This window comes from Marinobacter sp. LV10MA510-1 (assembly GCF_002563885.1).
Taxonomy (GTDB): Bacteria; Pseudomonadota; Gammaproteobacteria; order Pseudomonadales; family Oleiphilaceae; genus Marinobacter.
The window spans coordinates 3,215,095-3,238,811 of record NZ_PDJA01000001.1 but is presented as its reverse complement, the minus strand read 5'-3'; the positions used below and the strand labels follow the sequence as shown (position 1 = coordinate 3,238,811).

Below are 23,717 nucleotides of genomic sequence, written 5' to 3'. Positions count from 1 at the left end.
ACACATGGGCGCAGTTGCCACCCTTTTGCGAAAGGCCGACGCGTGAGAGAAGCGCGCGACGCTATGCCAAAGCCGATCTGCTTACGTTTGCCGTGTTGCAGTCGCTTGAGGACCTTCTCGGTATCAGGCGCGGGGACATGGGTAGCGTACCAGCCGCTGTCCATCACTATGTTCGTGCACCGCGTCAGGCCTCGATGGAAGAGTGGGTTTTCATTCCGCGGGATGAGGGAGTCGTGCGCTTGGTGAAGGAGCAAGGCATTGCCAGTCCTGGCTGGGTAGTTGATATGGCCAAAGAGCGCGAGCGTATCGATCTTTACCTAGGGCTTGCCCCGCCCCAGAGAGAGTTTCCCTTGATCACAGACGTCAAGTCGGGCCGGCAATAATGGATTTGTTACAGGATTTCGGTGCACCCAGCGATAGCTGTGTGGATCTGCACGACAACCAAGATGCTCGTTGCCTGAGATATACGGATCTTTTCCGGAATCGACAGACACCTCTGGTCGACTATATCGTTGAACAGCAGGCCCAGGCGCTGCTCTACGTCGTCGATCAAACCCATTTACGCGATGATACCCTACCCATTCGTGATCTCCAGAAAATTCTGGCCATGCGTGGTGAGCCGGCATGGCTCGGTGTCTTGAAACCAGGGCAGCTGGATATTTACGCCACCGATCTGCTTCCTTCGGAAGACTCTGCCCCTGTCTGGTTTTCACGCGACTCCAGCGAAGCACCGAGCATTCTTCCCAGGCTTGCCCAAGGGGAAGATCTCGTACCAGCCGCCACTCTGCGCCTGCGTGATGTGCTCCTCGATTTGATGACCGATGCGGGGGAAGCGCTACGCAACCTTGGCGTATCAACGCACGAGGCAATCGCCCTGACCGGACGGGCTCTCTTCCTGCGCTACTTGATAGGTCGAAAGATCGTGCTCCCTGACCACCTGCCCAATATCGCCCCCAGCGCTAAATCGCTGAAAGAGTGCATGGATACAGACGTCGCACTGGCAGAGACGAACCATTGGCTGGACAGCACCTTTAACGGCGATCTTCTGGCTCTGCCCGCAACGGATTACGTCGCTTATTTCCGCCTGTTGGTTCAACGACATGGGCAAAGTGTCATTCAACCTCTGAGTGCGATAATGACGCTGGATACTGCCATTGAGCCCGGGGTGTCGCAACAGAGACTGGATTGGGGCGATCTGGATTTCGATCACTTGCCCATTGGTTTACTGAGCGAGACGTATGAAGAGCTGATTCATCATTTCGATAAATCAGCACGTCACGCAACCGGCGTCTACTACACGCCTTATCACATTGCCGAATACATGGTGGAAGAGGCGTTTCACGCGAATCCTGTTGGCTCGGCGGCCAGGCTGCTGGACCCTGCCTGCGGGGCCGGCGTATTTCTGGTGGCGGGACTGCGCAAACTGGTGGAGTTACGCTTTCGCGAGACCGGCAAGCGACCATCGCGCCAGCAAATTCGGGACATTCTCCATCAACAACTGGTTGGCTTCGACACCAATGGTCATGCCCGTACCCTCGCGGCATTGGCCTTGTACCTGACCGCCCTCGAACTTGACCCGCACCCGGCGCCGTTAGAGGCGCTGCGTTTCAGGAAGCTGGAGAACAGCGTTCTAGTCGATGTTGCTGATCCGGACAGTCAAAGTAGCGAGCTGGTGCCTATGGCAGGGAGCTTGGGTGATCATGTCTCTGATCGCTACCGCAACGCCTTTGACGTCGTAATCGGCAACCCTCCCTGGACCAGCCTAACCAAGAAATACGATGCCATTTATCGAGTCTTTACCCGAAGGTGCAGGGAGGTGGCTGCACAGCGCGGCCTGGATGATATTGCTAATAATTATCATAATCCAGACGGCGTTCCCGACCTGCCTTTCGTCTGGGGAGCCATGGATTGGGCCAAGCCCGGTGGACGCATTGCTCTGGCACTGGCAGGACGCTGGCTGTTCAAGCAGTCCCAAAAGGGAATCGCAGCCCGCAATGCGTTATTCGAAGCCCTGAAAGTAACGGGCATACTGAACGGCGCTGCGCTAAGGCAAACTCGGGTCTGGCCCAGTGTGGATCAGCCCTTCTGCCTGCTGTTTGCCGACAATGAGTTGCCCAGGCCGGACGAGCAGTTTGTCTTCGTCAGCCCGCACTATGAGCCGGACCTGAATGGCAAGGGCCTACTACGGGTCGATGCCAGTGATGCCAGTCCGGTGGCTTTCGATCTGGTCTTGAACAATCCGGCTGCATTGAAGACGTTATATCGCGGTACCGTGCAGGATGTTTCAATTGTCAATCGCATTAACCGAAAAGCAAGAGAAACACTGGGGGCGTATTGGGGTAAACATCCTGAGCTTAATGGAGGAATGGGGTTTCAAAAAGCTAAGAAAACTCGTGACGATTCTTTTTTGATAGGAAAGCCTGAGCTCTTGGCAAACTACAGTGCTCATCCTTTTAAAGTGGTTTCAGAAAAACTAAATCTCTATTTTGGTCAAGGACTTGAATGGCCACGATCTCCTCGTATATATGAAGCACCCTTAGTTCTGGTGAGAAAAACTTTGCGGGAGGACCGCGCCAGGGGTCGCGCATTGTCAAGCTTTAGCGACTTGGCAGTCTCTGAATCTTACTATGGGTATTCAACTTCTGGTCATCCGTTCTCAGAATTTCTGACCCATTACTTATTGGTCTTGCTTCACAGTAAACTTTTTGAATATGTGACGTTAATGACGAGCGGGGAGTTCGGTGTTGAACGAGAAGTTCAACAGAAGATGGATGTTGATCGATTTCCATTCATTCCTCCTGAGGATTTAACACCTGAACAACGTCAGTCTATAGAGATCTGTGCTCAGCAGCTGATCGACAACCACCCCAGGTGGCCGATGCTGGATGATACCGTGGCCAAACTCTATGGTTTGACGTCGACCGATCAGCAGGTCTTGTCGGATACCCTGGCGATTAATGCTCCCTACGCATCAGCTCGAGACAGGGGGTTGGCGCGGATCACAGAGGAGCAGGCTCAGGCGTTTATTAATTGCTTGGAAAAGGAGCTGGCTGGGGCATTTGGTGCCGGCGGACATCAGGTGCAAGTGCAGTTTTTGAGTGCTACCAGTATTGCCCTGCCCTGGCGCTTTTTTTCCATTACATTGGAGGGCGCCTCCCCGCCAATTGAGCTTCCCACCCATTGGATCGAACAGGCGGGAGGTCTTGGCGTCAGCCGAATCACCTTGCTGAGCCCAGCCCAGCCCAGCCTGACGCTCGGATTACTCAACCATTACCGATACTGGACACAGAGTCAGGCGCGTCTACTTGCATCGGAGTTGGCCTGGGAATTTGGGGCACGTCTAGAGGAGCTCAGCCGATAATGCGGGGATTGATGACAGGCCAAAGAGCAGCCACAGGAAAGCCCCAGCCTATTCCAGTGTCCTTGATGGTCATAGTTCAGAATGCGCTCGCTCATGCTTGGCGCCAATTGCTTGAGGAAGTCGCCGAAGAGCAATTTTCAATCTGTGGAGAAGATGAAGACATAATTACTGAACGGCTTTATATGATTCTGGATGATCTCTACAGCAATGAGCCGGAAACTATTCAGGGGTTTTCAGTATTTCAGACCCCGGTACGGGAAGGTAATGTACGCAACCGGGCAGGGAATAAGCTCGACTGTCAGCCCGATCTCACATTCCGCCCACTTAGAGATCAGCTGGAAGCGCGAAGCAGCGCGATGGCAGCGATATTTGTCGAGTGCAAGCCCATCGATTCGACACACCCTATTGGTAGTACCTATTGCAAAGCGGGTATCAGCCGGTTCGTCAGAGAAGATTATGCCTGGGCGGTAGATCGCGCCATTATGCTGGGATATGTGCGCAACATCTGCCCCTTACCCGGTGGCCTCGCTTATGTGCTGGACAGTGACGCGGGTCAAAAAAGTACCGAGTCAAGAAAGGATTGACCTCGCTGGGCCAGACAAATCATGGTGACGAGGTATATTGCAGCGTTCACCATCGTGGCTGTAAATCGGCAAGCCCCCATACACCAAGCCTACCGATTGCCCTGCACCATCTTTGGCTGAAGCCCGAGAAACCCTGCGAAACCACTAAGTGCAAGGTCTCGGCGTGTGATCACGATAGCGCTGAATAACGCTTTTCATAAGGACTTGTGGTGAGTATCTTTTCTCAAGAGTAAAGACGCTATCTGGCGTTCCCGGCGCTTGAGGAGTCAGTGGACAATAAAGTTTGAGAATTTTGATAAGTTGACCGAAAAGGATATACGATCAGCCTATTCGCCAACACTAGCCAACACTAGCCAACAATGGTTTTGCCCATTGCTTCAGGCTGAAAATGATTAGAACAACCTCGTGCCATTTGCGGCCGGAAAACCCGGAGTTACCAACGCTACCGCACCCGCCTCAGTTTGCACTCCGGTAATCAGACACTCGGATACGAACGGACCGATCTGTTTAGGAGGAAAGTTGGTAACGGCGAGCACCTGCTTGCCGTTAAGCGTTTCCTTGTCATATAGCTCAGTAAGCTGTGCGCTGGATTTACGAACGCCGACCTCGGGACCGAAATCCACCTTCAACTTGTAGGCAGGTTTTCGTGCTTCAGGAAAATCCTCGACCTCGATGACAGTACCAATCCTTAGCTCTACCTTTTCAAAGTCATCCCAACTAATCATGTTCAGGTCCTCCGAAACAAAGATTGATCAATGAAGGGTTTCAGGTTCGGGCAGCGGCTGACGCTTTGCACTACCGGCGATCAGGGAACCCAGCACAATCAAAACACTGGCGGCGATGACAGCACTGGTGGCTTTGCCATAACCCGCGACGATCAGCAATACCACTGAAATGAGCGGAGCACTGTATGCCAGCGTACCAAGCAACTGGATGTTGCCGTGCTTCACTCCATAGTCCCACGTGAAAAAGGCGATACCCACCGGCCCCAGACCAAGACCCAACACGCCAGCCCATTGCACCCATCCCGTTGGCCATACCGTTGTTTCCCATACCAAGTGACACAGCAGGGCCAGAACAGCGGTCACACCGCAAAACCAGCCTACTGCATCGGCCGGTACACTCTTTACCAACCGGGACAAAACGGAGTAAGACGACCAGATCAACGCGCAGCTAAAGGCAATCAAGTAACCGTCGAGATTGCCCATAGTAAAACCATTGCTATTGCTTCCGATCAACAGCCAGCATCCCAGGAGGGCGAGCATGGCACCCATAACGTGCTGTTTTCGCAAGGACTCCCCAGGCAAAAATGAGGACATTAGAACGATAAACAATGGCCAGAGATAGGCAAGCAAACTCACCTCTATCGCCGGAGCCAGTGTCATGGCCTTGAAATAAGCAAAGTGGTAACCGAACAGACCGCCAACTCCGATGCACCAGGCCAAAAGTGGCTGACGTAAATACCGGGTCCCACCATGGCCAGCGCGGAACCAGCGAATGCACATCAACAGAAATGCGATGCCAAAGGTCATCGCCATCAGCTGAAATTCCGGAATGTCCCCACCGGACAGCTTGGTCAACAACGCAAGCGTTCCCCACAAAAATACAGAGATGGAGCCTATCCACGTCGCCGCAATAATGGTTGCCATGACTTCCCCTGAAAACAATCAGTTCATAACCTACAGGGGACGAAGTTTATGATCGGTCGAGGGTCGTCTGCTTTCTAATTACGGCAGCTTTGTTTCGATTTTCGGCGAAAATGACTGGGTGATTTTCCGAAGTGGCGGGAAAAGCGATCACTGAAAGACGACAGTGAGCTGTACCCCACAGCGTCAGCAATTCGCTGAATATTGAGATCCGACTGTTCCAGTAATCGCCAGGACTCCTGCATACGTAGCTCGGTCAGGTAATGGTGTGGTGTCATGCCAATCTGTGTACGAAACAACTCGTTAAGCTGCCGAATGCTCAGGTGGGCAACAGCCGCAAGTTCGGCGACAATAATTTTCTTGTGAAAGTTATCGTCGATGAATTGCTTCGCCACAGAGACTCGCCGGTCCAGGTTCAGTTTATCGCCGTGGCGTTCCTGTAGAAGTTGAATCAACAACAGCAACATCTGATGCTCTGTGTGACATGACCCCGCACCATTTACCAGTTGGGAGTGCAGAAACTGGACGTAGTGAAGCAATGCCGAATCCAGCTCAACAAAGAAGGGGAGCCGCTCCAATGCAGGGGCAAGGGCCTCTGGCACATCAGCTACCAGAAATCGATTTTCTTCGGATGCAGAATACCCGTGGTCACTTCCGGACGGAATAATAGCGGCCCGGTTCTGTTCAACGTCACACTCGGTTTTGTCTACGGACAGCGAAAGCTTACCCAGCAGGGGCAACACCAGTTGGTGGTGACCATGGGAATGTTGTTTCCCCTCATTACCATAGCTTCGTAGGTGGAGATTAACGTCAGATCTGGCCATATAAGGAGTATATTCGAATGACGCCGCATAGAGGAGCAAATTGGCACCAACAATCAATCGCGGATTAGGCAACAAAGGCCCCCTGCGTATTGTATTAGCGAATTGCGTCTTCTCGGATCACCGCCTCCGCCTGGGTGGGCGTCGCCGGATGTCCGCGCGTTCTTGAAAGCTCGTCGATGCCGGGCACTTGGTTATCGAAGAAAAGCCGGAAGAATTATTGCACCAAATTCAGCTTTTTCTTCATAGCACGCCTGCGGTGGAGCTCTATCGCCCCCAAGGCACAGATTCGCCTCAGGTACATATTCACTCCTTCCTTAGATTTTCTCATTCTTTAAATTACGCCAAAAGCCGAAAATCTGCAGTGGCAGTCAAGCCCCATTTGAGCCAGCGACATGCCCCGCATGTTTGAGTCCAGACTGTCACTGTACTTGCACTTAGTGCCAAAAACCGGAAATAGCCTCGCGTGCCAATATAAAGGCCATCAGAATAATTAAGCCGCCTCCGATACGGTTTACCATTCTGACACCGTCTGCGTTGGAAAAAAGGCGGGAACTTGCACTGTGAGCAACTACAACCCACACGCTATCGATCACAATTCCCAACACGATAGGTATCATCGAGTACATGATAAGGAGGCTCGTGGGGCTCGCAAGATTGTCGCTGAGAAAGCTCGGAACTATGGTTCCGAACATAATGAAAGCCTTGGGGTTGGTTATACCGACTATCACTCCCGCAGCGAGCGGTGATTTTCTCCTTGTTGGCTGTTCGGCTGCAACCGGACTCGCCGCTTTCGAAGCTACAAGATACCCTATACCAATAAGCAGCAAGGCGATCGCACCCAGCATTCTGATAGCAGACAAAGCAAAATCGGACTTCAATATAAGAGGGCCAAGTCCGAACGAAAGAAGTATCGCAATGCTCAACATGCCAATAGCATTGCCGATTACGCCACGTAACGCATGATTTCTACCCTTCATGATAACTTGCCCAATAAAAAACATGATGCTTGGGCCAGGTACAGCAATGAGTATCGAGCTGGTTATAACTAGCCCCAGCAACCCACTGACGGATACCCCAATATCTTGCATGTAAATATTCCTTCCGATGTGCAATGCGTGCTGCCCACGCTCATCATGTCTATGAACGGGGCAGCAGCCTATTGAGGCCCGCTGGGCCTCCACCGACGATTATATTGGGGTAGTGGCGGGTCATGGTCTATCTCCTTTTCAGACGCATACTGAGTGGGTCGGGCTACAACTCTTTCGGCAATTTCACAAGACGCATTTTCACTTTAGAACTATGAGTCAGCTTGAGTTTTCGGGGCTTCATCATGCTTTTTCTATATTAAAAACAACCTCGTGCCTTAAATCTGAAAAGGCTTTACTGCACCCAGCTTTCCATCCGTTGCCTTAGCGCTCGGTATACTGCGCCGCTCATCGGTGTAGGAAGGGTTATCGAACAAGACCAAGAAGCTCTCATGTATGTGTTCGATCTCTCAAAAACAAAGATGCTATTACCCCCAGCCCGCTTATGATTAAGGGCAGAATCAACGCGAATTGATAACTCTGAAGACTTGGGCCAGTTTCTTTTTCTGCAACAGTCACGATATCTAAAATGACGCCAAAGCCCGATTGAACCAAAGCTGCTGCCAGAAATGCGCCCATATTTACAAGCGCTGTTGCAAACCCGACGTTCTGCAGGGCTACCGCCTCCTTGGTGGCCGCAAAAATGACGCTTACCTGTCCTCCTGAGAGTCCCAACAGTATAAACAGAACCATTGCCCCCCACCCAGGACTCCATTCAGCAAAGGCCATTACGCCCCATACAGTCGCCGATATCAGTGCTGCCGCAACAATTACCGGCTTCTTCGCTCCAATACGATCAGCTGCCCACCCTGCAAATAGAGAGCCCACACCGTAAACAATAAGTGCAATAGTTGCATACTGTGCGGCTTGTGTAGGTTGCAGGCCGAAGCCGTCTATTAAGAGTGGCGCAGCCCACAATCCTAGAAACGCATAGAGCGTTCCATTAGTGGCAGCTACACAAAGAAAAAGCAGCCATACTTGGCTGGATCGCAGTACGCGCCGATTTCCTTGCAGTAGTTGATGTACTGTTGCCTTGGCTTTCGGTGAGTGCTCTCGTCTTCGCTTAGGGGCATCTTGACAAAAAACAACAAGACAGGCGGAGGCCAAAAACGTCAGGCCACCAAAAAAGAGAACAATATCTCTCCAGCTGAACCAGTTCAGTAGATGCGCGGTCGGGCTCTGCGCTATCACACTCCCCAGTGCAGCCAGAAGCATAGTTGTACCCATGACGAGCGAATGGCGATCTGAGGAAAACCAAGTAGCGTTGTAAGTCATCAGGGCGACGAAAACTGCAGATAACCCAAGCCCCATCAGAGCTGACCCCACGAGCAAAACCACTAGATTTGGGGCAAAACCAAAACAAAAAGCACCTATCGACGTTATAGTCCCCCCGATAAGCCCCCCATTTCGTACCCCAACCGAGTCGGTAAAAATACCAGCGGGCACCTGCATCAGTGTGTATACCCAGAAGTGCATTGATGCCACAACACCAAGTGCTGTGGCTGTCAAACTGAGCTCTTGCTGCATACTCCCTGACAATGTCGCGGGTGCGAAACGGAAAAAGAAGCCATTGATGAAGATGGTAATGAGCAGGCACCAGCCTCCCCATTTAAGCCAGTTCGTCGGAATCAAAAGGGGCGCCCCAGCAACGGTACGAGTGCTATTCATACCCCGCTTCCCTTAGTCTTGACCCGACGAGCGCTGAGAAGTAAGCAGCAATCGGTTCAACCGGTGTGTAGTGTCCCTGCACTTGGTTGCTCAATCCTTCCAGTTGGTACTCGCAAATCTGATCATCCTCAAGAATCACCTGATCAAGACGTTCGAAATAGAGCGGAGCAATATCATTGAAATCGCTTCGAGCCAGCGTTTCCTCATGGAACGCGTAACCAACAAGGAGCTGCCCGATGCCTACAGGTGTTCAGAAATGCTCTGATTGTGCCGTCTTCACTACGAACAACGATGACACTGCGTTCCAAGAACCGACGTGTTACAAAACTTCCGGTATCAGGAATGGAAGACGACAAGCAGACAAAATGCCATGCTGGAAAATGAATAGCATGCAGTTCGCGTTCAAACCATTCGCCCTGAGTATAACATTGAGGGGGGAGCATTTTTGAGAGATCTGCGTGAGCAACTCCGCCCAAACTTCTGTTGCCAAGTGAACTCGTCATCACTGTCATAGTCGCTTCCATGTGTTTGTTTCCAGAGCAAGTGGGGCAGAGCGTACAAAGGGACACAGGTAAGTTGGAAACGAAAAAACTTGTCTGGGGGTATCAACTTATTCGATACTCAATCAGAGTTCCTTTTTATTCATTCGATTGCCGCTTCTGCCCTCCCCCAATATGTGCACATCAAGCAGCTGAGACGAGCCGGCCATAGGAGGCATCAAAATGAAATGGAGTTTGGATCAGCTACGCACATTTATATATGTTGCAGATACGGGCGGTTTTTCACGGGCGGGAGAACGACTCTTCCTGGCCCAGTCTACTGTCAGCTGGCAAGTTCAGCAGCTTGAGCGCCAGGTTGGCTCGCCGTTGCTCCAACGGAATCCGAATGGCGTCACCCTCACTGAAAAAGGCATGGCCTTCTACCTGAGGGCACAAAAGGTTGTCACCGCAAACGATGAAGCTGAGTTGTGGTTGACGCAGAACACCGTTGACCGACAAATCATTCGATTCGCCACCACCGATTGTTATGCAAGTTGTCTATTACCAGGATTACTTGAGCGTTGGAAATGCCAGTTTCCCAACGTGCAAGTAACTTTGGATTGCAGCTTTAGCACTGGTATCTGGGAGCGTTATAAAAAAGGGGAATTCGATATCGCTCTGGCTCAGCATTGTCCTTCTGACATCAACGCAGAGCCCATCAGGGTCGAACCGTTAGAATGGGTATGTGCCAGACAATCGTTAGCTTGGCAACAAAGTACGGTGCCCGTAGCTTTGTTTGAGCACGGCTGTCCTGACAGAGAAATCATGCTCAGTGCGCTCAAAGGTGCGGGACGTGAGTATCGAGTTGAGTTCGAGACCTACAGCTATGGGGGGCTTGTGGCGGCGGTGGAAAGCGGAGCCGTAGTTTCTGCTCTGCCCAGATCGACAATACCTTCCACGCTCAAAGTTCTTGATAGTCAGCACTGGCTCCCACGGCTACCATCTTTGAACGTGAATCTAGCAAGCCCAAACAAAAACAGTAACGCCATATGCGGCCAACTATACGATGCCGTTATGCTCTACTTAGCCAAGGGCAGCCCGAGTTTGCGTAAACCGCTGAAGGTTGCCACCTATTCCACCTGAAGCCTGCCACCCGGACCGGCGCAAGGCTGCCACCCATCGGAGCGTAGCGACGCGGGGGTTTCATTGTTACTCCGAAGCTGTGGTGCCCGTCAACTTTGCTTGTCGTTTTCGCATGGATTCACCCCTGAGATTGATCTTGTAGGCGTTGTGAACCAGCCGATCCAGAATGGCATCCGCCAGAGTGGCGTCACCGATGACGTCATGCCATTCCTCGATAGGGAGTTGGCTGGTGGCGATGGTGGAGCGACGGCCATACCGGTCTTCCAGCACTTCCAGCAAGTCTCTTCGGTTCTCTGCGCTCAGTTTCATGAGCCCCCAATCGTCCAGGATCAGTACATCGACTTTGGCGAGATTTGCTAGCAGTTTGGGGTACTGGCCATCTCCTTTAGCGATGGTCAGTTCTCGTAGCAGCCGGGTCAGGCGAACGTACTGGGCGGTGTAGCCCTCCCGGCAGGCTTTGTGCGCCAAGGCACAGGCCAGCCAGGTTTTGCCAACACCGGTGGGACCGGTGATGAGCACATTCAGGTGTTCCTTCACCCATTGGCAGCTTGCCAGGGATTGGATTAATCCCTTATCCAGGCCGCGTGAGTTCCGGTAATCCAGGTCTTCGAGAACGGCGGTGTGTCGCAGTCCAGCCCGGCGCAGCCGGCTGGTCAGGCGTCGGTTATCTCGTTCGGTCATCTCCCGATCGACCAGCAGTCCAAGGCGTTCCTCGAAGCTCAGTTCCGTGATGTCAGTCGTGGCCGACTGATCAGCCAGTGCGGCGGCCATGCCGGTCAATTTGAGGGCATGGAGTTTGTCCAGAGTCGGATGTTTCAGCATGTCAGGTTCCCTCAGTGGTAGTAGGTTGGGCCGCGGATGTTGTCGTGGGTATCCGGTAAGGCCAGCTCTTGCTGTTCTTCCAGGGGCTTCTGGTCCAGGCGGTGTTTGAGAATGGATTCAATGCTTTTGTAGCGGCAGCTACCCAGCATTAAGGCGCGCTGGCAGGCGGCTTCCAATCGTGCCTCGCCGTAGCTCTTGCCCAGCCGAAGAATGCCTAGGCAGGAGCGGTAAGCCTGTTGCGGGTGTTTGCGGGCACCCAGTGCGGTGCGGATGAGCTTTTCCGTCGCGGGTCCGGTCTTAGCCGCCCAGGCGATGAGCCGTTCCGGTGACCACTCACCCGCCTGCCGATGGGATTCGGGCATATGGGCGGAGATGGTGGTATGCCGCCCCTTCTGGTCAGAGCGGCGGTGGCTGGCGATCCGGTTGCCCCGGTAAAAACACTCGATGGTGTTGTGGGTGATCCGGACCTCCACTTCCTTCTTGATCAGGGTGTAGGGTACCGAGTAGTAATGCCCGTCAACGGCTATGTGGTAGTCGATGTTCACCCGTGCCTTCTTCCACTCTGCGTAGACATACGGCTCTGCCGGTAGCGGCTGTAAAACGGGCTTGTCCAGTTGTTCGAAGTGGTCACGCCGGCAGCCGGGCAACTTTCGGAAGGGGCGGCGATTGAGCTTCTCCAGCAGCTCACGGAGGGTTGCATTGAGCTGCCCGAGCGAGAAGTGCTGACGGTGGCGCAGCGCCGCCAGGATCCAGCGTTCGACGATCAGCACACCGCCTTCCACCTTGGCTTTATCACGTGGCTTTCGGACCCGTGTAGGGACAACGGCCACGCCGTAATGGGCGGCCATGTCCTGGTAGGTTGGGTTGAGGTCTGGTTCGTAGCGGTGAGCTTTGGTGACACCGGACCGGAGGTTGTCGGGCACCACTAATTCGGGAACTCCATTCAGATACTGAAAGACTCGGATGTGAGAGCCAATCCAGTCTGGCAACTTCTGGCTCCAGGTGGCTTCGGCGTAGGTGTAATTGGAAGCGCCCATAACCGCCACAAAGATCTGCGCCTCGTGGATCTCTCCGGTGGTGCGGTCAATGACGGGCACGGTCTGGCCGGCGTAGTCCACAAACAGCTTCTCACCCGCTCGATGGTCCTGGCGCATCACCAGGTCCAGCTTGCCCTGCCAGGCCCGGTAGTGCTCACAGAACCAGCTGTACTGATACCCCTCTGGGTTTGCCTGCCGGTACTCCTGCCAGAGCAGGAACAGAGTGACGTATTTACCCTTCAGTTCATCGTGAATCTGCTTCCAGTCCGGTAGGCCTCGAACCTCGGCCGGCAGGTCTGGAGGGGGCGGGAACAACAGCTGCTCCAAGTGAGCCTCACCCAGATCCTCCGGCAGTGGCCAGTTCAGACCGGCCTCGGCCAAACGCCGAACAGAAAAGCCGGTAACCCTACAGGATACCGTTAAGAATACGCCAAAACAGTTGGTAAATGAGGCTGTTACGTTTTCGAAGTCACTGGATTTTAAGAAAGATCAGGTGTGGGTAATGTACGACCGTGAGTCACCGGCCAAATACTCCGATGATAATCACGGACAAGCTTGGTTGAAGGTCAAAAAAAATGGTGTAAATGTTGCACTTTCCAATGTTTGTTTTGAGTATTGGCTACTGCTTCATCTTACGGAAACCAGCCAGCCTGCAAATAGTTGTGATGATTTGACTGGTACGGTGGCATTCAAATCTGCTTTTCGAGAAATCGGGTTTAGTAACTATCAAAAGGGCGAAGCCCAAGTGGCGGAGGAGTTGATAACTAGAGACCGGATTGAAAATGCGAAAAGACGAGCTCGACGTATTAATAAGCAAGCGCAGGCAGGTTGTCCTGCATCTGACGTCGAACTGCCTTACCGGTTGAACCCGTATACAAATGTTTACGAGGTGCTGGAGGCAATTAATGGAGTGGCTGGCTAACAAATTGGATAAAACCGGAACAGATTTTTAATCTGCCCCCGTCTTTTAAGCCAAGGACAGACTTAAAGTCTGTCCTTGGCAACCGGCAACAAGGATGCATGGCATGACTATTTCGCCTGAAAAAGTCTGGTTTGATGAAGACAACCTTTGGGTAATGCTGTCGGATGTGCGAACTATCGGTGCACCTTTGGCATGGTTTCCAAGCCTTCTGCACGCGGACCCAGTGAGCCGGCAAGGTTTTGAATTGAGTGTACATGGCATTCATTGGGGCGCGCTGGATGAGGATATCAGCGTAATGGGGCTCTTAGCAGGCTTCGGCGACCAAACCCGGCGCAACAGGAAAAGAGCTGCTTAGTAGTGCGAGAGGGGGCAGATGTGAGCGCGACCGGGATACTGACATCTTCGTACAGCTGGCCATCGTAGGCCCGGTAGATTTCGTTGGATAACGTCAGGTGCCAGCCATTTGGCAGGTGGCGTTCAAGGGTGTCGGAAAGGATTCCTTGGGTGGGCTCGCCAATATCGGCCAGCACCTTCTGCATCACGCTGTCAACAACGCTCAGGTCGGCCGCGGGCCTACCCGTCTTGCAGCTTTGTCCCGCCATGGCCCGGATATTCAGGTAACCGACGGCGTCATTGAGGCGCCCCCACTCCACTACCAGATCTTCGTAATAATGAATGAGCTCTGCGATGGCGCCCGTACAAAGCTTCTGGCAACTGATGGTGGTTTCTTCAAACAGGGTGTATTGGTCGCTCTCTATCAGCAGTATTTTGCCGTAACCCTGAGAACGCCGGGCACCCTGAAGGTCGCTAAAAACAGGGGCCGAGGGGGAGTGGTCACGTTTTTGGCCAGTCTTCATAGAGAACTCCAGGTCCGTTTGTGCGACGCATGACGGGTCTCCACCATAAGATAGGATTTAATCCTACTCCATCCTGCGGAGATAATGACGACTGCGGCGACCAAATTTAGTTCACCACTACACGCTAGGCCGCTCGCTCCAGCAGTCGGGATTCAGGTCCCGACATGACCTATGTCATATTATTCCGCCGGTTTGAGGCTACACTGAAAGTTCGCCACACCCTCTGATCCAGGAACACATATGGCACATCAAGACAAGACTGGCATCCCTTGGCTGGCACTAGGGCTACCCATAGCGCTCGGGCTCGCCTGGGTCACCCAGGGTAGCGGGGTGATTGAGGACGACCCGGAGCGCAATATCGCAATCCCCGATGAGCTGACCATGCCGTTGCAGGTTCAGGCCGCGTACAACGACGAGCGGATCTTCTTCCGCTATCGCTGGCCCGCCGAACGCCCGCATATCCTCCATGACGTGCTGGTCTACGAGGATGGCGACTGGGTGAAAAAAGGCAGCGCAGTGCCCGGCTCCAACCCGGACGGCCTCCACGAAGATCGCGTCGCGATGATGCTCGATGACGGCAGTGTGCCAGACTTCGCCCGCTACGGTGGCTACATGACCATCGGGGCTGGGGCCGCTGGCTTCACTGACGAGGCCCCGGAAGAGGTTACCAAGTCGATGCCCGGCACTCGCATCGACCTTGGTGACTGGGCCAGCCGCCAGGCGCCGGAGACTCTCCAGGCCCAGCGCGAAGCCGGCTACTTTCTCGACCTCTGGCACTGGCGCGGCCATCGCTCCAACCCGCTGAACCTTTCCGATGACCAGTGGGTCGGCGCGGAACGCTCCGGTGACGCGGGACGCAGCCCCTACACGACCAACTGGGATGGCGATGCCGGCCAACCGCTGTGGATGCTCGACCCAGAAGAAGCGGGCCAGGCCGCCCTGCGCTGGGAGGACATCGAGGCCGGCCGAGTAGACTTCGACAGCCCCTACTTCCTGGCGGAGGACACCGCGATCGACTTCGATCCCAGCCACGACTGGCAGAACGGCGATGTCATCCCCCGCCGGCTCGTTCGACAGCCGGAAGGCTCCCGGGGCGACATCACCGTGCTAGGTGAGGGGCGCTGGAACGATGGCTACTGGGACGTAACCCTCTCCCGCCGCCTGGATACCGGCAATCCACTGGACGACAAGATCCTGCACGACCAAGGGCTCTATACGGCAGCCTTCGCGGTACACCGCAACGCTACCGGGGGACGCTGGCACCTCGTCTCTCTGCCAGTCTCGCTGGGCCTGGGGCGTGATGCCGATCTTACGGCTATTCCGTTCCAGGGCAGGACGCCAGACTGGGCGGATGACTGGAAGGAGGTGACCCTTTTCTACCCCGGGCAGGTAAACTGGCCATTGTTGGTCAGCCGCGCCCACGCGGGCGCACCTGACATCGCCGAGGGTACCCCGGTTCGCGCCCGGCACAGCGAACGTCAGCTGGCGATCTACGGCGTAGAGATGGAGTTTAACGACGCCATCATCCGCCAGTGGATCCTGACCCTGATCGCCGGACTGATCGCCATGTTCGGCGTGGTGGTCGCGTTGCTCCCAGCCTTCCGCAACACCTCCAACAACCGCAAAGGAGAACCATCATGAGCGGCTTGCACCATATGCTTGTTCACTTCCCCCTGGGCTTCTGGGCACTCGCCACTCTGATGATCCTGATCGGCGCCCTGCTGCCCGGCCGGATGGCCGAACTCAGCCGCGCTGCCCTGTTGCCGGTGCTGGTACTGAGCCTGTTGGCCGCCCTGGTTGCCATCGCCAGCGGCCTCCTGGTCTGGCCCATCGAAGCCAGCACCTCCAGCCCCTTGGCTCGCAACCACATTCTCACGGCGCTCTGGTCACTGGGTGTCTTCACCATGTTGACCGTGCTCGTCTGGCGGGCGGGCAGCGCGGCCTTTGACGGCGCCAGGCGCTGGGTACTGCTGCTGCTGGCGTTGATCGGCATCTCAATCTTGGCCACGACCGGCACCATCGGTGGCCACTTGGTGGGGGCAACGACCCAGTTCTCCGAACTGCTGAAACTGTTCGGCTGGGACGTATACCACACCTTCTTCGTGCCGACCTGGGTAATCGCCGTGATGGTGCTCATCGGAATCGTCTGTGCCGTTTTGGGCCTCAAGGGGCGACGGGCAGCCCTCTGATCCAACTCGAAGCACTCGAAGCGTGAACAGGCGCTTGTAGCGATAAGGGGACAGATTTGAAATCTGTCCCCCAGGAAAATCTAGAGGGGACGGATTTGAAATCCGTCCCCGGGAGTGCCTCAGCTAGTCCGCTAAACTATCCAGCGCCTGCTCCAGATCCGCAATCAAATCCCCCGCATCCTCAAGCCCCACTGACAATCGCAGTAAGCCATCGCTGATTCCCCTTTGTGCCCGGCCTTCGGGTGTCAGGCGGTAGTGGCTGGTGGCGATTGGCTGGCTGACGAGGCTTTCGACGCCGCCCAGGCTGCGGCTAGCAGGAAGACTTGCAGGTGGTCTTCGACACATTCTGCGGCTTTGCCGCCGCCGACTACATCAATGCTGAGCATGCCGCCGAAGCCGTGCATTTGTTGTTTAGCGAGTTCTGCGCTGGACATGAAGGCGCCGGCGGTTAAGTCGCTGTTGCCGAAGATACTCGCTGACCGTGGGGCGGCTGACGCCGCAGGCCGCTGCAATCTGTCGGTTGCTCAGCCCTCGCTCCCATTTGAGGCGGAGGACTTCTTTGATCTTACGCATGGATAACCTCTTCGCAGGCATCTGGTCTTCTCCGGATGAAAAGACTCAGAGTACCGTTAAGTTATCCCGCGCCGGACGGTTTCGATGGGGTGAGTCAGACAGCCTGCCGGGGTGGCAGCGTTGCCGTGGAATCAATGGCAGCTTTCGCGTGGAATGGGTGGCAGGCTTCGTCTGGAATCAGTGGCAACCTTGGTCTGGAATACGCAGGTAGCTCGGCGAGGCAATGGCAACGATGTCGCCGGGCACGCAAACCGCGCGTATGGCGGTAGAAAGAGCCTCCTGGCAACCGCTGGTGACGATTATGTCGGCCGGGGTCAGGCTGCAGCCCGAATCAATGGACAGCCGAGCGATTTGTTCACGCAGTGCCAAAACGCCTTGGATGTGGTTGTACTGCAGGCTTACGCTGTCACTGCGCCGGCTGATACGGGCCATTGTAGTCAGCAGCGGCTTGAGGGTAGGCGCGGTTATATCCGGCATGCCGCAACCCAGCTGAACAATACTGGCACTCTGATCGAAGCGCATCAGCTCCCGAACCATGTCCCATTGGGAAATGTTCACCGGCCGCAAGATCGGACGGTCCATTTGCGGTAAGGGCGCCACTCGCCTGTCGGCGGGAACGAAGTAACCCGACCTGGCGCGCGGTATCGCCAGCCCGGAACATTCCAATACACGGTAGGCCTGTTGCACGGTTGTCAGGCTGACACCGTGCTCATGGCTGAGGGCGCGTACAGAGGGTAGGCGCTCGCCAGGCCCGTACAGGCCCTGCTCTATGCGGCTGCTGATGAATTCGGCGAGGTTCAGATAAAGAGTCATGTTTCTGACTGTAGCTTTTCGTTTGTTGCTTGAAAAGCGACAGATAGGGGGGTTTTTGAAATTTTTATACGAAAAAAAGGCCGTCTGTATTTAAAAAATTCATCACTTCTGTATCTGTAATACACCTCGGTGCCTTGGGATGATATGCCCTATAAAGATCCGCAAGTTCCTGGCGCCGCTGACGCTGATCGATGGAGCGTGACAATGCAGAACCTCGATTACTACTCGATCATTTTGTTCGTGATCGCCACATGCGTCACGCCAGGGCCTAACAACGTGATGTTGATGTCATCGGGGGCGAATTTCGGGATGGGCCGCACGCTGCGGCATCTGGCAGGGATCAACATCGGTTTTCCGCTAATGTTGGTGGCAGTCGGGCTGGGCGCGGGGGCAATTTTCCGACAATACCCGTGGCTGCAGGACGGACTGCAAGTGATAGGCGCGGTGTACCTGCTGTATTTGGCCTACCGGATAGCCAGCGCCCCCGTGGTGGACATGGATGATCAGTCGGGCAAACCCTTGGGGTTCACCGCTGCGGCGTTGTTTCAGTGGGTCAACCCGAAAGCCTGGGTGATGGCCGTGGGCGCGGTACTGGCCTTCACCTCGCCCTCGGGGCCCTTCAGCGTGCAGGTCCTACTGATTGCTCTGCTGTTCTTTTTGTTTGGTTCACCCTGTTCGTTGATTTGGGTATTTTTTGGACAGTATTTGCGACGTTTCCTGACTCGGCCGCAGTGTTTAAAGGCGTTCAATATCACCATGAGCCTGGTGCTGGTGATATCGTTGATTCCGGTTCTAAGAGGCCTGCCTTTTATCACGACGGTGCTGCCGCTCTGGTCAAAGACGGTGTTCTCCAACCTGGAGGTGTTCTGCTGGGACCCGGGCGATCCTTACCCCTATCACTTGGATAACTGGGAAGGCGACTGGATCATTTCCTATCGCGGCGACGCGATGGATATGAAAGGGTTCTATGTTTGAGTTTTCGAGTTTCGCTGCGGCACTAGGAGTTTACGTGATCGGCACCGCCAGCCCGGGGCCAGGCAACTTGGCGATTGCCAATACCTCGCTCAATTACGGGCGCACACCGGGCCTGGCGTTGGCCGCCGGGGTCATTTCCGGATCGTTATGCTGGGGTGCAATGACGGCTGCCGGCGTCTCGGCGCTGTTGATGTCCAACACGCAGGTGCTGGTGTGGTTGAAGATATTGGGCGCCTGCTATTTGTTCTTCCTGGCCTGGAAGTCGATCCGCGGTGCGCTGGCGCACAGGGCCGTGATCGTGCCGAGCGCAAAAGAAAAACAGACGCGCAACCTGGGCTTCTATTTGCAAGGGCTGGGCATTCATTTGACCAATCCCAAGGCAACCTTGACCTGGTTCACTGTGACCACTGTCGGGCTGAGTGCTAGCGCGCCGATCTGGGCCAGTTTTGTCCTGGTGGCGAGCTGTGCGGTTTTGGGGGGCGTGGTTTTCTGCACTTACGCACTGGCCTTCTCCGCGCATTCGGCGGAACGGTTTTTCACCCGTACCCGTAAATCATTCGGGCTGATTTGCGCTGCCTTTTATTCGATGGTGGCCATCGGTTTTCTCAGCTCGTTGTTCTGAGGCACCGGTAAAAATTTCATCCATAAAACGAGAAACTATAACTCACTTTCTTTCCGCGTAATCTCGGTAGTGCGTGCAGCGTGCCCTGTGTGCGGAATCAAATCGCGCTCTAAAGCCATTGGCTTTATCCATACAAAGAAAGGTGTAAGGACGGGCATCCACCTGTGACTAGCGTGATACTCCATCCATTTTAGCGAAACCCGAGCTGCCACGAGTAACTACGATGCCATTGCTTTCCATGGTATTGATCAAGTTATAAACAGGTGACTGGCCAAGCTTCCAGCGTTGTCGGCACTCGATGCTTTGTTCGTGGTTGATATAGCGCTGCAACAAATCATTATAGGTAAGCAGGTTCTTGGACTGATCGTGCTCCACACAATAAGGCCCCGCAACCATCTCCTCCATGCGAATAATCAACGATTGCAGCACCACAAACGCTGCATCCGTGGTGACACCAGACGTTGCGATCGCTCTTAGGACATTTTTAGTTCGCCAAGATTTCGCGCTGCAGGCCAAGCAATAGGGAATGGTTTCCTGGCCGCCGTGCGAGTGCTCGGTACTTAAGCTCTGACGCCTGCAGCTTTGGAAAATACTCCTTGATTAAACGTCCTCGTCCGTAATAGCAACCGCCGTTGCTCCCTGGAAGCGTTGCTCGGGATTCAGAAGGCCAAATCCCGTATAGCCACTTTCGTCAATCCGGAAGCACCCCATCGAAATCGTCTCCTGCACAGTGTTGAGCTCAACCCAATCCTCCAAACCAAACACCGTATCATAAGCACTCGTAACATCCAGCAGGTCATTCAAGTCGCCTATCTGACCCCCGCCAGTCGCTCACGATTACGCTCGACAATTTCCGCAAGATGATCGGCCACGATTCTAATGCGCAACGAAGCGGATAAATCGCTGTGCAGCGCCAGCCAGATTGGCTGATCCAACCCCAACTCAAGCGGCATTTCCCGCAAACCCGCCTCTCGCGCCAGAAAATGTGGCAAAATTGCCAGACCCAATCCGGCGGTCGCGGAGCTTAGCTGCGCGGACAATGTTGTGGTAGTAACCACAGGCATCTGGCCACGTAAGGTGCGTTCAATCCATTGAGCTGCGGGCAGGCCACCCTGACGTTCCGACCACCCAATAAAGCGATCACCATCGAAACGGCCCGCATCAGGCCCTGTGTCGCGCGCAGCCAGATATTCCGGCGATCCGTAAAGACCAAAACCTAAGGTACCAACACGGCGAACGCTGACGTTGCCGCGCTCAGGGCGCACCATGCGCAACGCCAGATCCGCGTCGCGGCCGTGCAGGTTGATCGTGCTCACGTCAGTCAAAATCTCGATGCTTAGACCGGGATGTCGCGCAAGCAGTGGGGCAAGGCCCGGGATAATGATCGAATTGACGAGATTCTCAGCCGTCGCTAACCGAACATGCCCAATGGCCTCCGCTTCCGTCGTCGCCTGGGCGCGAAATGCTCCCATGGCCTGCTCCAGAGCTTCGGCTCTGGGCAGCAGTGTCGCGCCCTGATCAGTCAGGCGATAGCCAGACTGATGCCGTACAAAGAGCGGCACGCCAAGACGGCTTTCCAACCGCGCGATTCGCCGCGAAACAGTCGCGATTCCGGTGCCGAGCGACTTAGCGGCAAACGTCAGGGTTCCTGTGCGTGCGACCGCAAGAAACGCAGGTGCATCATCCCAGTTGAGTCGTTCGGTCATAGACTTTCCAAAAATGAAAATTATATTTCCAATATAGACTGTAGATTAACCGATATTGGAAATCCATGATGACGCGGAATCCAACAAAGGAGCATCATCATGCAACGTAGATCTCTCACCCCCGATTTAAACGTTTCTGCCCTCGGCCTTGGCTGTATGGGCATGAGTGAATTTTACGGCCCACGGGACGACGCGCAATCGATGCAGGTGCTGCACCGCGCCGCCGATCTAGGCGTGACCTTTTTCGACACCGCCGACATGTACGGCCCGCATCATAATGAAGAATTGTTAGGACGCTTTTTGCGAGAACGGAAGCCGCAAGTCGAAATCGCCACAAAGTTCGGAATCGTACGCAAGCCCGGTGAGTATGCCCGCACAATTGACAACAGCGCTGAGTATGCCAGGGCAGCCTGCGAGGCTTCACTGCGCCGTCTCGAGGTCGAGCGGATTGATCTTTACTACGTTCACCGAATCGACCGAAGCCGCCCCATTGAAGACGTTATGGAGGCGCTTTCCAGTCTAGTCCGCGCCGGCAAGATCGGCCATATTGGCCTAAGCGAGGTTAGCGCGGCCACGCTGCGCCGCGCCCACGCCGTTCATCCGATCGCTGCGGTGCAGACCGAATACTCGCTCTGGTCCCGGGATGTAGAGTCGGACGTTCTGCCCACCTGCCGTGAACTCGGTATTGGGTTCGTGCCTTATTCGCCCCTTGGCAGGGGATTTCTTACCGGCACATTCGATGGTCAGAGTGATTTCGCCGACGGCGACTTCCGCGCAAACCTGCCGCGTTTTTCGGCGGAAAACATCGACGCTAACCGCCGCATTGTCGATGTCGTGCGCTCGCTGGCGTTAACCAAAGACTGCACGTCAGCGCAGATTGCACTCGCCTGGCTATTGTCGAAGGGCGACCATATCGTGCCGATTCCCGGTACCAAACGACTGAAATACCTCGAAGAAAACGTTGCGGCCGTCGATGTAGTGCTGTCACCAGATGAGATTACAGCACTGGAAGCCGGGGTATCGGAACTGAATGTGGCCGGTGGGCGCTATACCGATGAAGGCATGAAGGGGCTGGATGCATGAGCGGCGTAACCAGATCCAATCGGCTTACCTGTGCTCTCTCACTGCTGAAAACACTGGAAGCCGATGCTCCCACCAAGGTGACAGCTAGCCTGGATGCTTTGTCAGACGATTTTGCCGAGGTGGTGCTGGGCTTCTCTTTCGCGGATGTAATCGCACGCCCTAGCATCGACTTGCGCACCCGCGAGATGCTCACCGTCGCAATGCTGGCAGCCATGGGCAACGCGCCGGGGCAGCTCGATTTTCATATGCGCGCTGCGCTGAATATCGGATTGCGTAGCGTGCGTGCATAACCGCTGACCTGTGGTCAGTCAGCCGTCCACAACACCGACTGCTACGCCGATCAGAACTTCTCTTCACGATGCAGGCTTTTGTCCGTCAGACGATCGTTACCACGACACTAGATGGTCGGCTAATCTTTCGCGTGTTCGTGTACTGGATCAGTTCGAGATTACACACGAGCAGAACGGGAAGTGATAGTGCATTGGTCACGTGATAGGACGTGTTTTCAGCGATAACTGTGAATCCGAAGTGGCGTCGTGGGGCTTGGTTCCCAAAATTCGCAGGCCATGGACGGCCATCGCTACGCCAGCCACCAAAAGCAAAGGGGGGGGCCGACTTGCTGCCGAAATCAATAGTAAAACTAAATCTGTCCCGGTTTTCTTCTGAGAGTCTGTCCACCTATCGATTCATGCTCTTTAATCCAGCGCCCCAGCATGTTTGCACTGATCTGCAGACTGCCCCAGCACAAGGCTGATTGCGTCCAGCTTGTATCCTTTTGAATACTGCTTTCTTGTGGTCATGTATGTTTTCCAGTTTCACGGTGCTATTCCTTAACTGGGTTGGTCACATCTATTCAACCACTTCAGTGACGGCCGGATTCCACTCCAGCAAAAGAAAGGCCGCCAATTCCATGTCGGAGAGAAGGTGATGAGTCCGTTGCGTAAGATGGCCCATCACCCGATGTGAACGGCCTCGGGAAGATAGATCTCTGACAGTGAGCCAGGGGTGGTAGTCCTTGCCGTTCCCGCTGCCGCTTCCTTCTTTGATCCACTTCTGGACACGTTTTTCGAGCTTGTAATCGGTCATTCCCTAGATTCCTAGAAAGAATGACCTGACTTTGCCACAACGTTCGTGAGTTACCAACTTTATTACAAAGTTACCAACTCTTTTAAGTTGTTACCAACTTTATTATGATCCCACAAACTTGTCACCGGACAATAAAGTTTGATAAGAATCGACGTCGTTTTCCCGCATTTTCGGTTTCAAAAGATACTAAAGTTTGATATTTTTAGACCCGGTCACGGGACACTTCAACTCGACTTTTGCCA

At 54.5% G+C, this 23,717-nt stretch carries 25 protein-coding genes and 5 pseudogenes; 12 read left to right on the top strand and 18 right to left on the bottom strand.

Translation table 11 applies throughout. The annotated features are described in order from the left end of the window. Positions 1-137: 137 nt before the first annotated feature. The 3 genes from ATI45_RS22810 to ATI45_RS15460 are packed head-to-tail and all read left to right on the top strand — an operon-like array spanning position 138 to position 3,945. On the top strand, positions 138-383 hold the full coding sequence (locus tag ATI45_RS22810; RefSeq protein ID WP_228706062.1) for a hypothetical protein: 246 nt from the start codon (positions 138-140) through the stop codon (positions 381-383). After that, on the top strand, positions 383-3,361 hold the full coding sequence (locus ATI45_RS15465) for an HsdM family class I SAM-dependent methyltransferase (RefSeq protein ID WP_098420512.1): 2,979 nt from the start codon (positions 383-385) through the stop codon (positions 3,359-3,361). The genes ATI45_RS22810 and ATI45_RS15465 overlap by 1 nt, the downstream gene beginning before the upstream one ends. Beyond that, positions 3,361-3,945, top strand: coding sequence for a hypothetical protein (locus tag ATI45_RS15460; RefSeq protein ID WP_098420511.1), 585 nt, complete (start codon positions 3,361-3,363; stop codon positions 3,943-3,945). Before ATI45_RS15465 ends, ATI45_RS15460 begins: the two co-directional genes overlap by 1 nt. Before the next feature lie 392 nt (positions 3,946-4,337). Here the strand turns inward: ATI45_RS15460 and ATI45_RS15455 are convergent, their stop codons facing one another. From ATI45_RS15455 to ATI45_RS23345, 6 genes are all read right to left on the bottom strand, one after another. Next, positions 4,338-4,676 carry a tRNA-binding protein gene (locus ATI45_RS15455; RefSeq protein WP_098420509.1) on the bottom strand — a complete coding sequence of 113 codons (339 nt, stop codon included), beginning with the start codon at positions 4,674-4,676 and terminating at the stop codon, positions 4,338-4,340. Positions 4,677-4,697: 21 nt separating this feature from the next. Further along, positions 4,698-5,594: a DMT family transporter gene (locus ATI45_RS15450; protein ID WP_098420508.1), complete on the bottom strand. Its 897-nt coding sequence runs from the start codon at positions 5,592-5,594 to the stop codon at positions 4,698-4,700. Between the two features lie 74 nt (positions 5,595-5,668). Further along, positions 5,669-6,415, bottom strand: a complete 747-nt coding sequence (locus ATI45_RS15445) for a helix-turn-helix domain-containing protein (protein ID WP_098420506.1) — start codon at positions 6,413-6,415, stop codon at positions 5,669-5,671. A 434-nt stretch (positions 6,416-6,849) separates the two neighbouring features. Further along, complete coding sequence (locus ATI45_RS15440; RefSeq protein WP_098420504.1) at positions 6,850-7,503, bottom strand: LysE family translocator; 654 nt, start codon at positions 7,501-7,503, stop codon at positions 6,850-6,852. A 387-nt stretch (positions 7,504-7,890) separates the two neighbouring features. Then, positions 7,891-9,168, bottom strand: a complete 1,278-nt coding sequence (locus ATI45_RS15435) for an MFS transporter (RefSeq protein ID WP_098420503.1) — start codon at positions 9,166-9,168, stop codon at positions 7,891-7,893. Positions 9,169-9,371: 203 nt separating this feature from the next. Continuing rightward, entirely contained in the window at positions 9,372-9,611 is a 240-nt protein-coding gene (locus ATI45_RS23345) for a Rieske 2Fe-2S domain-containing protein (protein ID WP_416376678.1), read from the bottom strand. Positions 9,612-9,890: 279 nt separating this feature from the next. Between ATI45_RS23345 and ATI45_RS15425 the strand changes: the two genes are divergently transcribed. Next, entirely contained in the window at positions 9,891-10,790 is a 900-nt protein-coding gene (locus ATI45_RS15425; protein ID WP_098420499.1) for a LysR family transcriptional regulator, read from the top strand. Positions 10,791-10,856: 66 nt separating this feature from the next. On the opposite strand, the gene istB is transcribed toward ATI45_RS15425, so the two are convergent. Together istB and istA are read right to left on the bottom strand one after the other, a co-directional pair. Further along, positions 10,857-11,612 (bottom strand): IS21-like element helper ATPase IstB, encoded by a 756-nt coding sequence (istB, locus tag ATI45_RS15420; protein WP_098418110.1) that lies wholly within the window; start codon positions 11,610-11,612, stop codon positions 10,857-10,859. An 11-nt stretch (positions 11,613-11,623) separates the two neighbouring features. Next, positions 11,624-13,039 (bottom strand): annotated as a pseudogene (istA, locus tag ATI45_RS15415) (IS21 family transposase); the annotation flags it as partial. A gap of 49 nt (positions 13,040-13,088) precedes the next feature. On the opposite strand from istA, the gene ATI45_RS15410 reads away from it, so the two are divergent. Continuing rightward, positions 13,089-13,571, top strand: a complete 483-nt coding sequence (locus ATI45_RS15410; RefSeq protein WP_098420497.1) for an RloB family protein — start codon at positions 13,089-13,091, stop codon at positions 13,569-13,571. A gap of 94 nt (positions 13,572-13,665) precedes the next feature. Continuing rightward, positions 13,666-13,926 (top strand): DUF2442 domain-containing protein, encoded by a 261-nt coding sequence (locus ATI45_RS15405; protein ID WP_323807654.1) that lies wholly within the window; start codon positions 13,666-13,668, stop codon positions 13,924-13,926. On the opposite strand, the gene ATI45_RS21970 is transcribed toward ATI45_RS15405, so the two are convergent. Then, positions 13,859-14,428 carry a hypothetical protein gene (locus ATI45_RS21970; RefSeq protein ID WP_143751169.1) on the bottom strand — a complete coding sequence of 190 codons (570 nt, stop codon included), beginning with the start codon at positions 14,426-14,428 and terminating at the stop codon, positions 13,859-13,861. The two genes, ATI45_RS15405 and ATI45_RS21970, sit on opposite strands and share 68 nt — an antisense overlap. A gap of 240 nt (positions 14,429-14,668) precedes the next feature. On the opposite strand from ATI45_RS21970, the gene ATI45_RS15395 reads away from it, so the two are divergent. Both ATI45_RS15395 and ATI45_RS15390 read left to right on the top strand, forming a co-directional pair. Continuing rightward, the gene (locus ATI45_RS15395; RefSeq protein WP_098420491.1) at positions 14,669-16,069 is read left to right on the top strand and encodes an ethylbenzene dehydrogenase-related protein; all 1,401 of its coding nucleotides are present in this window, start codon (positions 14,669-14,671) and stop codon (positions 16,067-16,069) included. Then, complete coding sequence (locus ATI45_RS15390; protein ID WP_098420489.1) at positions 16,066-16,617, top strand: DUF2231 domain-containing protein; 552 nt, start codon at positions 16,066-16,068, stop codon at positions 16,615-16,617. The genes ATI45_RS15395 and ATI45_RS15390 overlap by 4 nt, the downstream gene beginning before the upstream one ends. A gap of 123 nt (positions 16,618-16,740) precedes the next feature. Here ATI45_RS15390 and ATI45_RS22805 read toward each other — a convergent pair whose 3' ends face one another. The 4 genes and pseudogenes from ATI45_RS22805 to ATI45_RS15370 all read right to left on the bottom strand — a co-directional run. Then, complete coding sequence (locus tag ATI45_RS22805; RefSeq protein ID WP_228736059.1) at positions 16,741-16,887, bottom strand: PLP-dependent transferase; 147 nt, start codon at positions 16,885-16,887, stop codon at positions 16,741-16,743. Further along, on the bottom strand, positions 16,863-17,051 hold the full coding sequence (locus tag ATI45_RS22800; protein ID WP_228736072.1) for a hypothetical protein: 189 nt from the start codon (positions 17,049-17,051) through the stop codon (positions 16,863-16,865). The genes ATI45_RS22805 and ATI45_RS22800 overlap by 25 nt, the downstream gene beginning before the upstream one ends. A gap of 25 nt (positions 17,052-17,076) precedes the next feature. After that, positions 17,077-17,211 (bottom strand): annotated as a pseudogene (locus ATI45_RS15380) (helix-turn-helix domain-containing protein); the annotation flags it as partial. 186 nt (positions 17,212-17,397) lie between these two features. After that, positions 17,398-18,003: pseudogene (locus ATI45_RS15370) on the bottom strand (aminotransferase class I/II-fold pyridoxal phosphate-dependent enzyme); the annotation flags it as partial. Positions 18,004-18,207: 204 nt separating this feature from the next. Here ATI45_RS15370 and ATI45_RS15365 point away from each other — a divergent pair. Then, positions 18,208-18,813: pseudogene (locus ATI45_RS15365) on the top strand (LysE family translocator); the annotation flags it as partial. Between the two features lie 157 nt (positions 18,814-18,970). Further along, positions 18,971-19,600: a LysE family translocator gene (locus tag ATI45_RS15360; protein WP_098420488.1), complete on the top strand. Its 630-nt coding sequence runs from the start codon at positions 18,971-18,973 to the stop codon at positions 19,598-19,600. A gap of 168 nt (positions 19,601-19,768) precedes the next feature. Here the strand turns inward: ATI45_RS15360 and ATI45_RS22795 are convergent, their stop codons facing one another. From ATI45_RS22795 to ATI45_RS15350, 3 genes are all read right to left on the bottom strand, one after another. Further along, complete coding sequence (locus ATI45_RS22795; protein WP_228706060.1) at positions 19,769-20,032, bottom strand: hypothetical protein; 264 nt, start codon at positions 20,030-20,032, stop codon at positions 19,769-19,771. Between the two features lie 168 nt (positions 20,033-20,200). Continuing rightward, positions 20,201-20,404 (bottom strand): hypothetical protein, encoded by a 204-nt coding sequence (locus ATI45_RS22790; protein WP_228706059.1) that lies wholly within the window; start codon positions 20,402-20,404, stop codon positions 20,201-20,203. A 5-nt stretch (positions 20,405-20,409) separates the two neighbouring features. Further along, the gene (locus ATI45_RS15350) at positions 20,410-21,306 is read right to left on the bottom strand and encodes a LysR family transcriptional regulator (protein WP_098420486.1); all 897 of its coding nucleotides are present in this window, start codon (positions 21,304-21,306) and stop codon (positions 20,410-20,412) included. A 99-nt stretch (positions 21,307-21,405) separates the two neighbouring features. Here ATI45_RS15350 and ATI45_RS15345 point away from each other — a divergent pair, with 99 nt between their 5' ends. Together ATI45_RS15345 and ATI45_RS15340 are read left to right on the top strand one after the other, a co-directional pair. Continuing rightward, positions 21,406-22,389 carry an aldo/keto reductase gene (locus tag ATI45_RS15345; protein ID WP_098420484.1) on the top strand — a complete coding sequence of 328 codons (984 nt, stop codon included), beginning with the start codon at positions 21,406-21,408 and terminating at the stop codon, positions 22,387-22,389. Then, the gene (locus tag ATI45_RS15340) at positions 22,386-22,679 is read left to right on the top strand and encodes a carboxymuconolactone decarboxylase family protein (protein WP_098420482.1); all 294 of its coding nucleotides are present in this window, start codon (positions 22,386-22,388) and stop codon (positions 22,677-22,679) included. The genes ATI45_RS15345 and ATI45_RS15340 overlap by 4 nt, the downstream gene beginning before the upstream one ends. A gap of 371 nt (positions 22,680-23,050) precedes the next feature. On the opposite strand, the pseudogene ATI45_RS22785 reads toward ATI45_RS15340, so the two are convergent. Together ATI45_RS22785 and ATI45_RS15335 are read right to left on the bottom strand one after the other, a co-directional pair. Then, positions 23,051-23,189: pseudogene (locus ATI45_RS22785) on the bottom strand (IS3 family transposase); the annotation flags it as partial. Positions 23,190-23,238: 49 nt separating this feature from the next. Further along, positions 23,239-23,475 carry a hypothetical protein gene (locus ATI45_RS15335; RefSeq protein ID WP_228706058.1) on the bottom strand — a complete coding sequence of 79 codons (237 nt, stop codon included), beginning with the start codon at positions 23,473-23,475 and terminating at the stop codon, positions 23,239-23,241. Positions 23,476-23,717 lie beyond the last annotated feature (242 nt).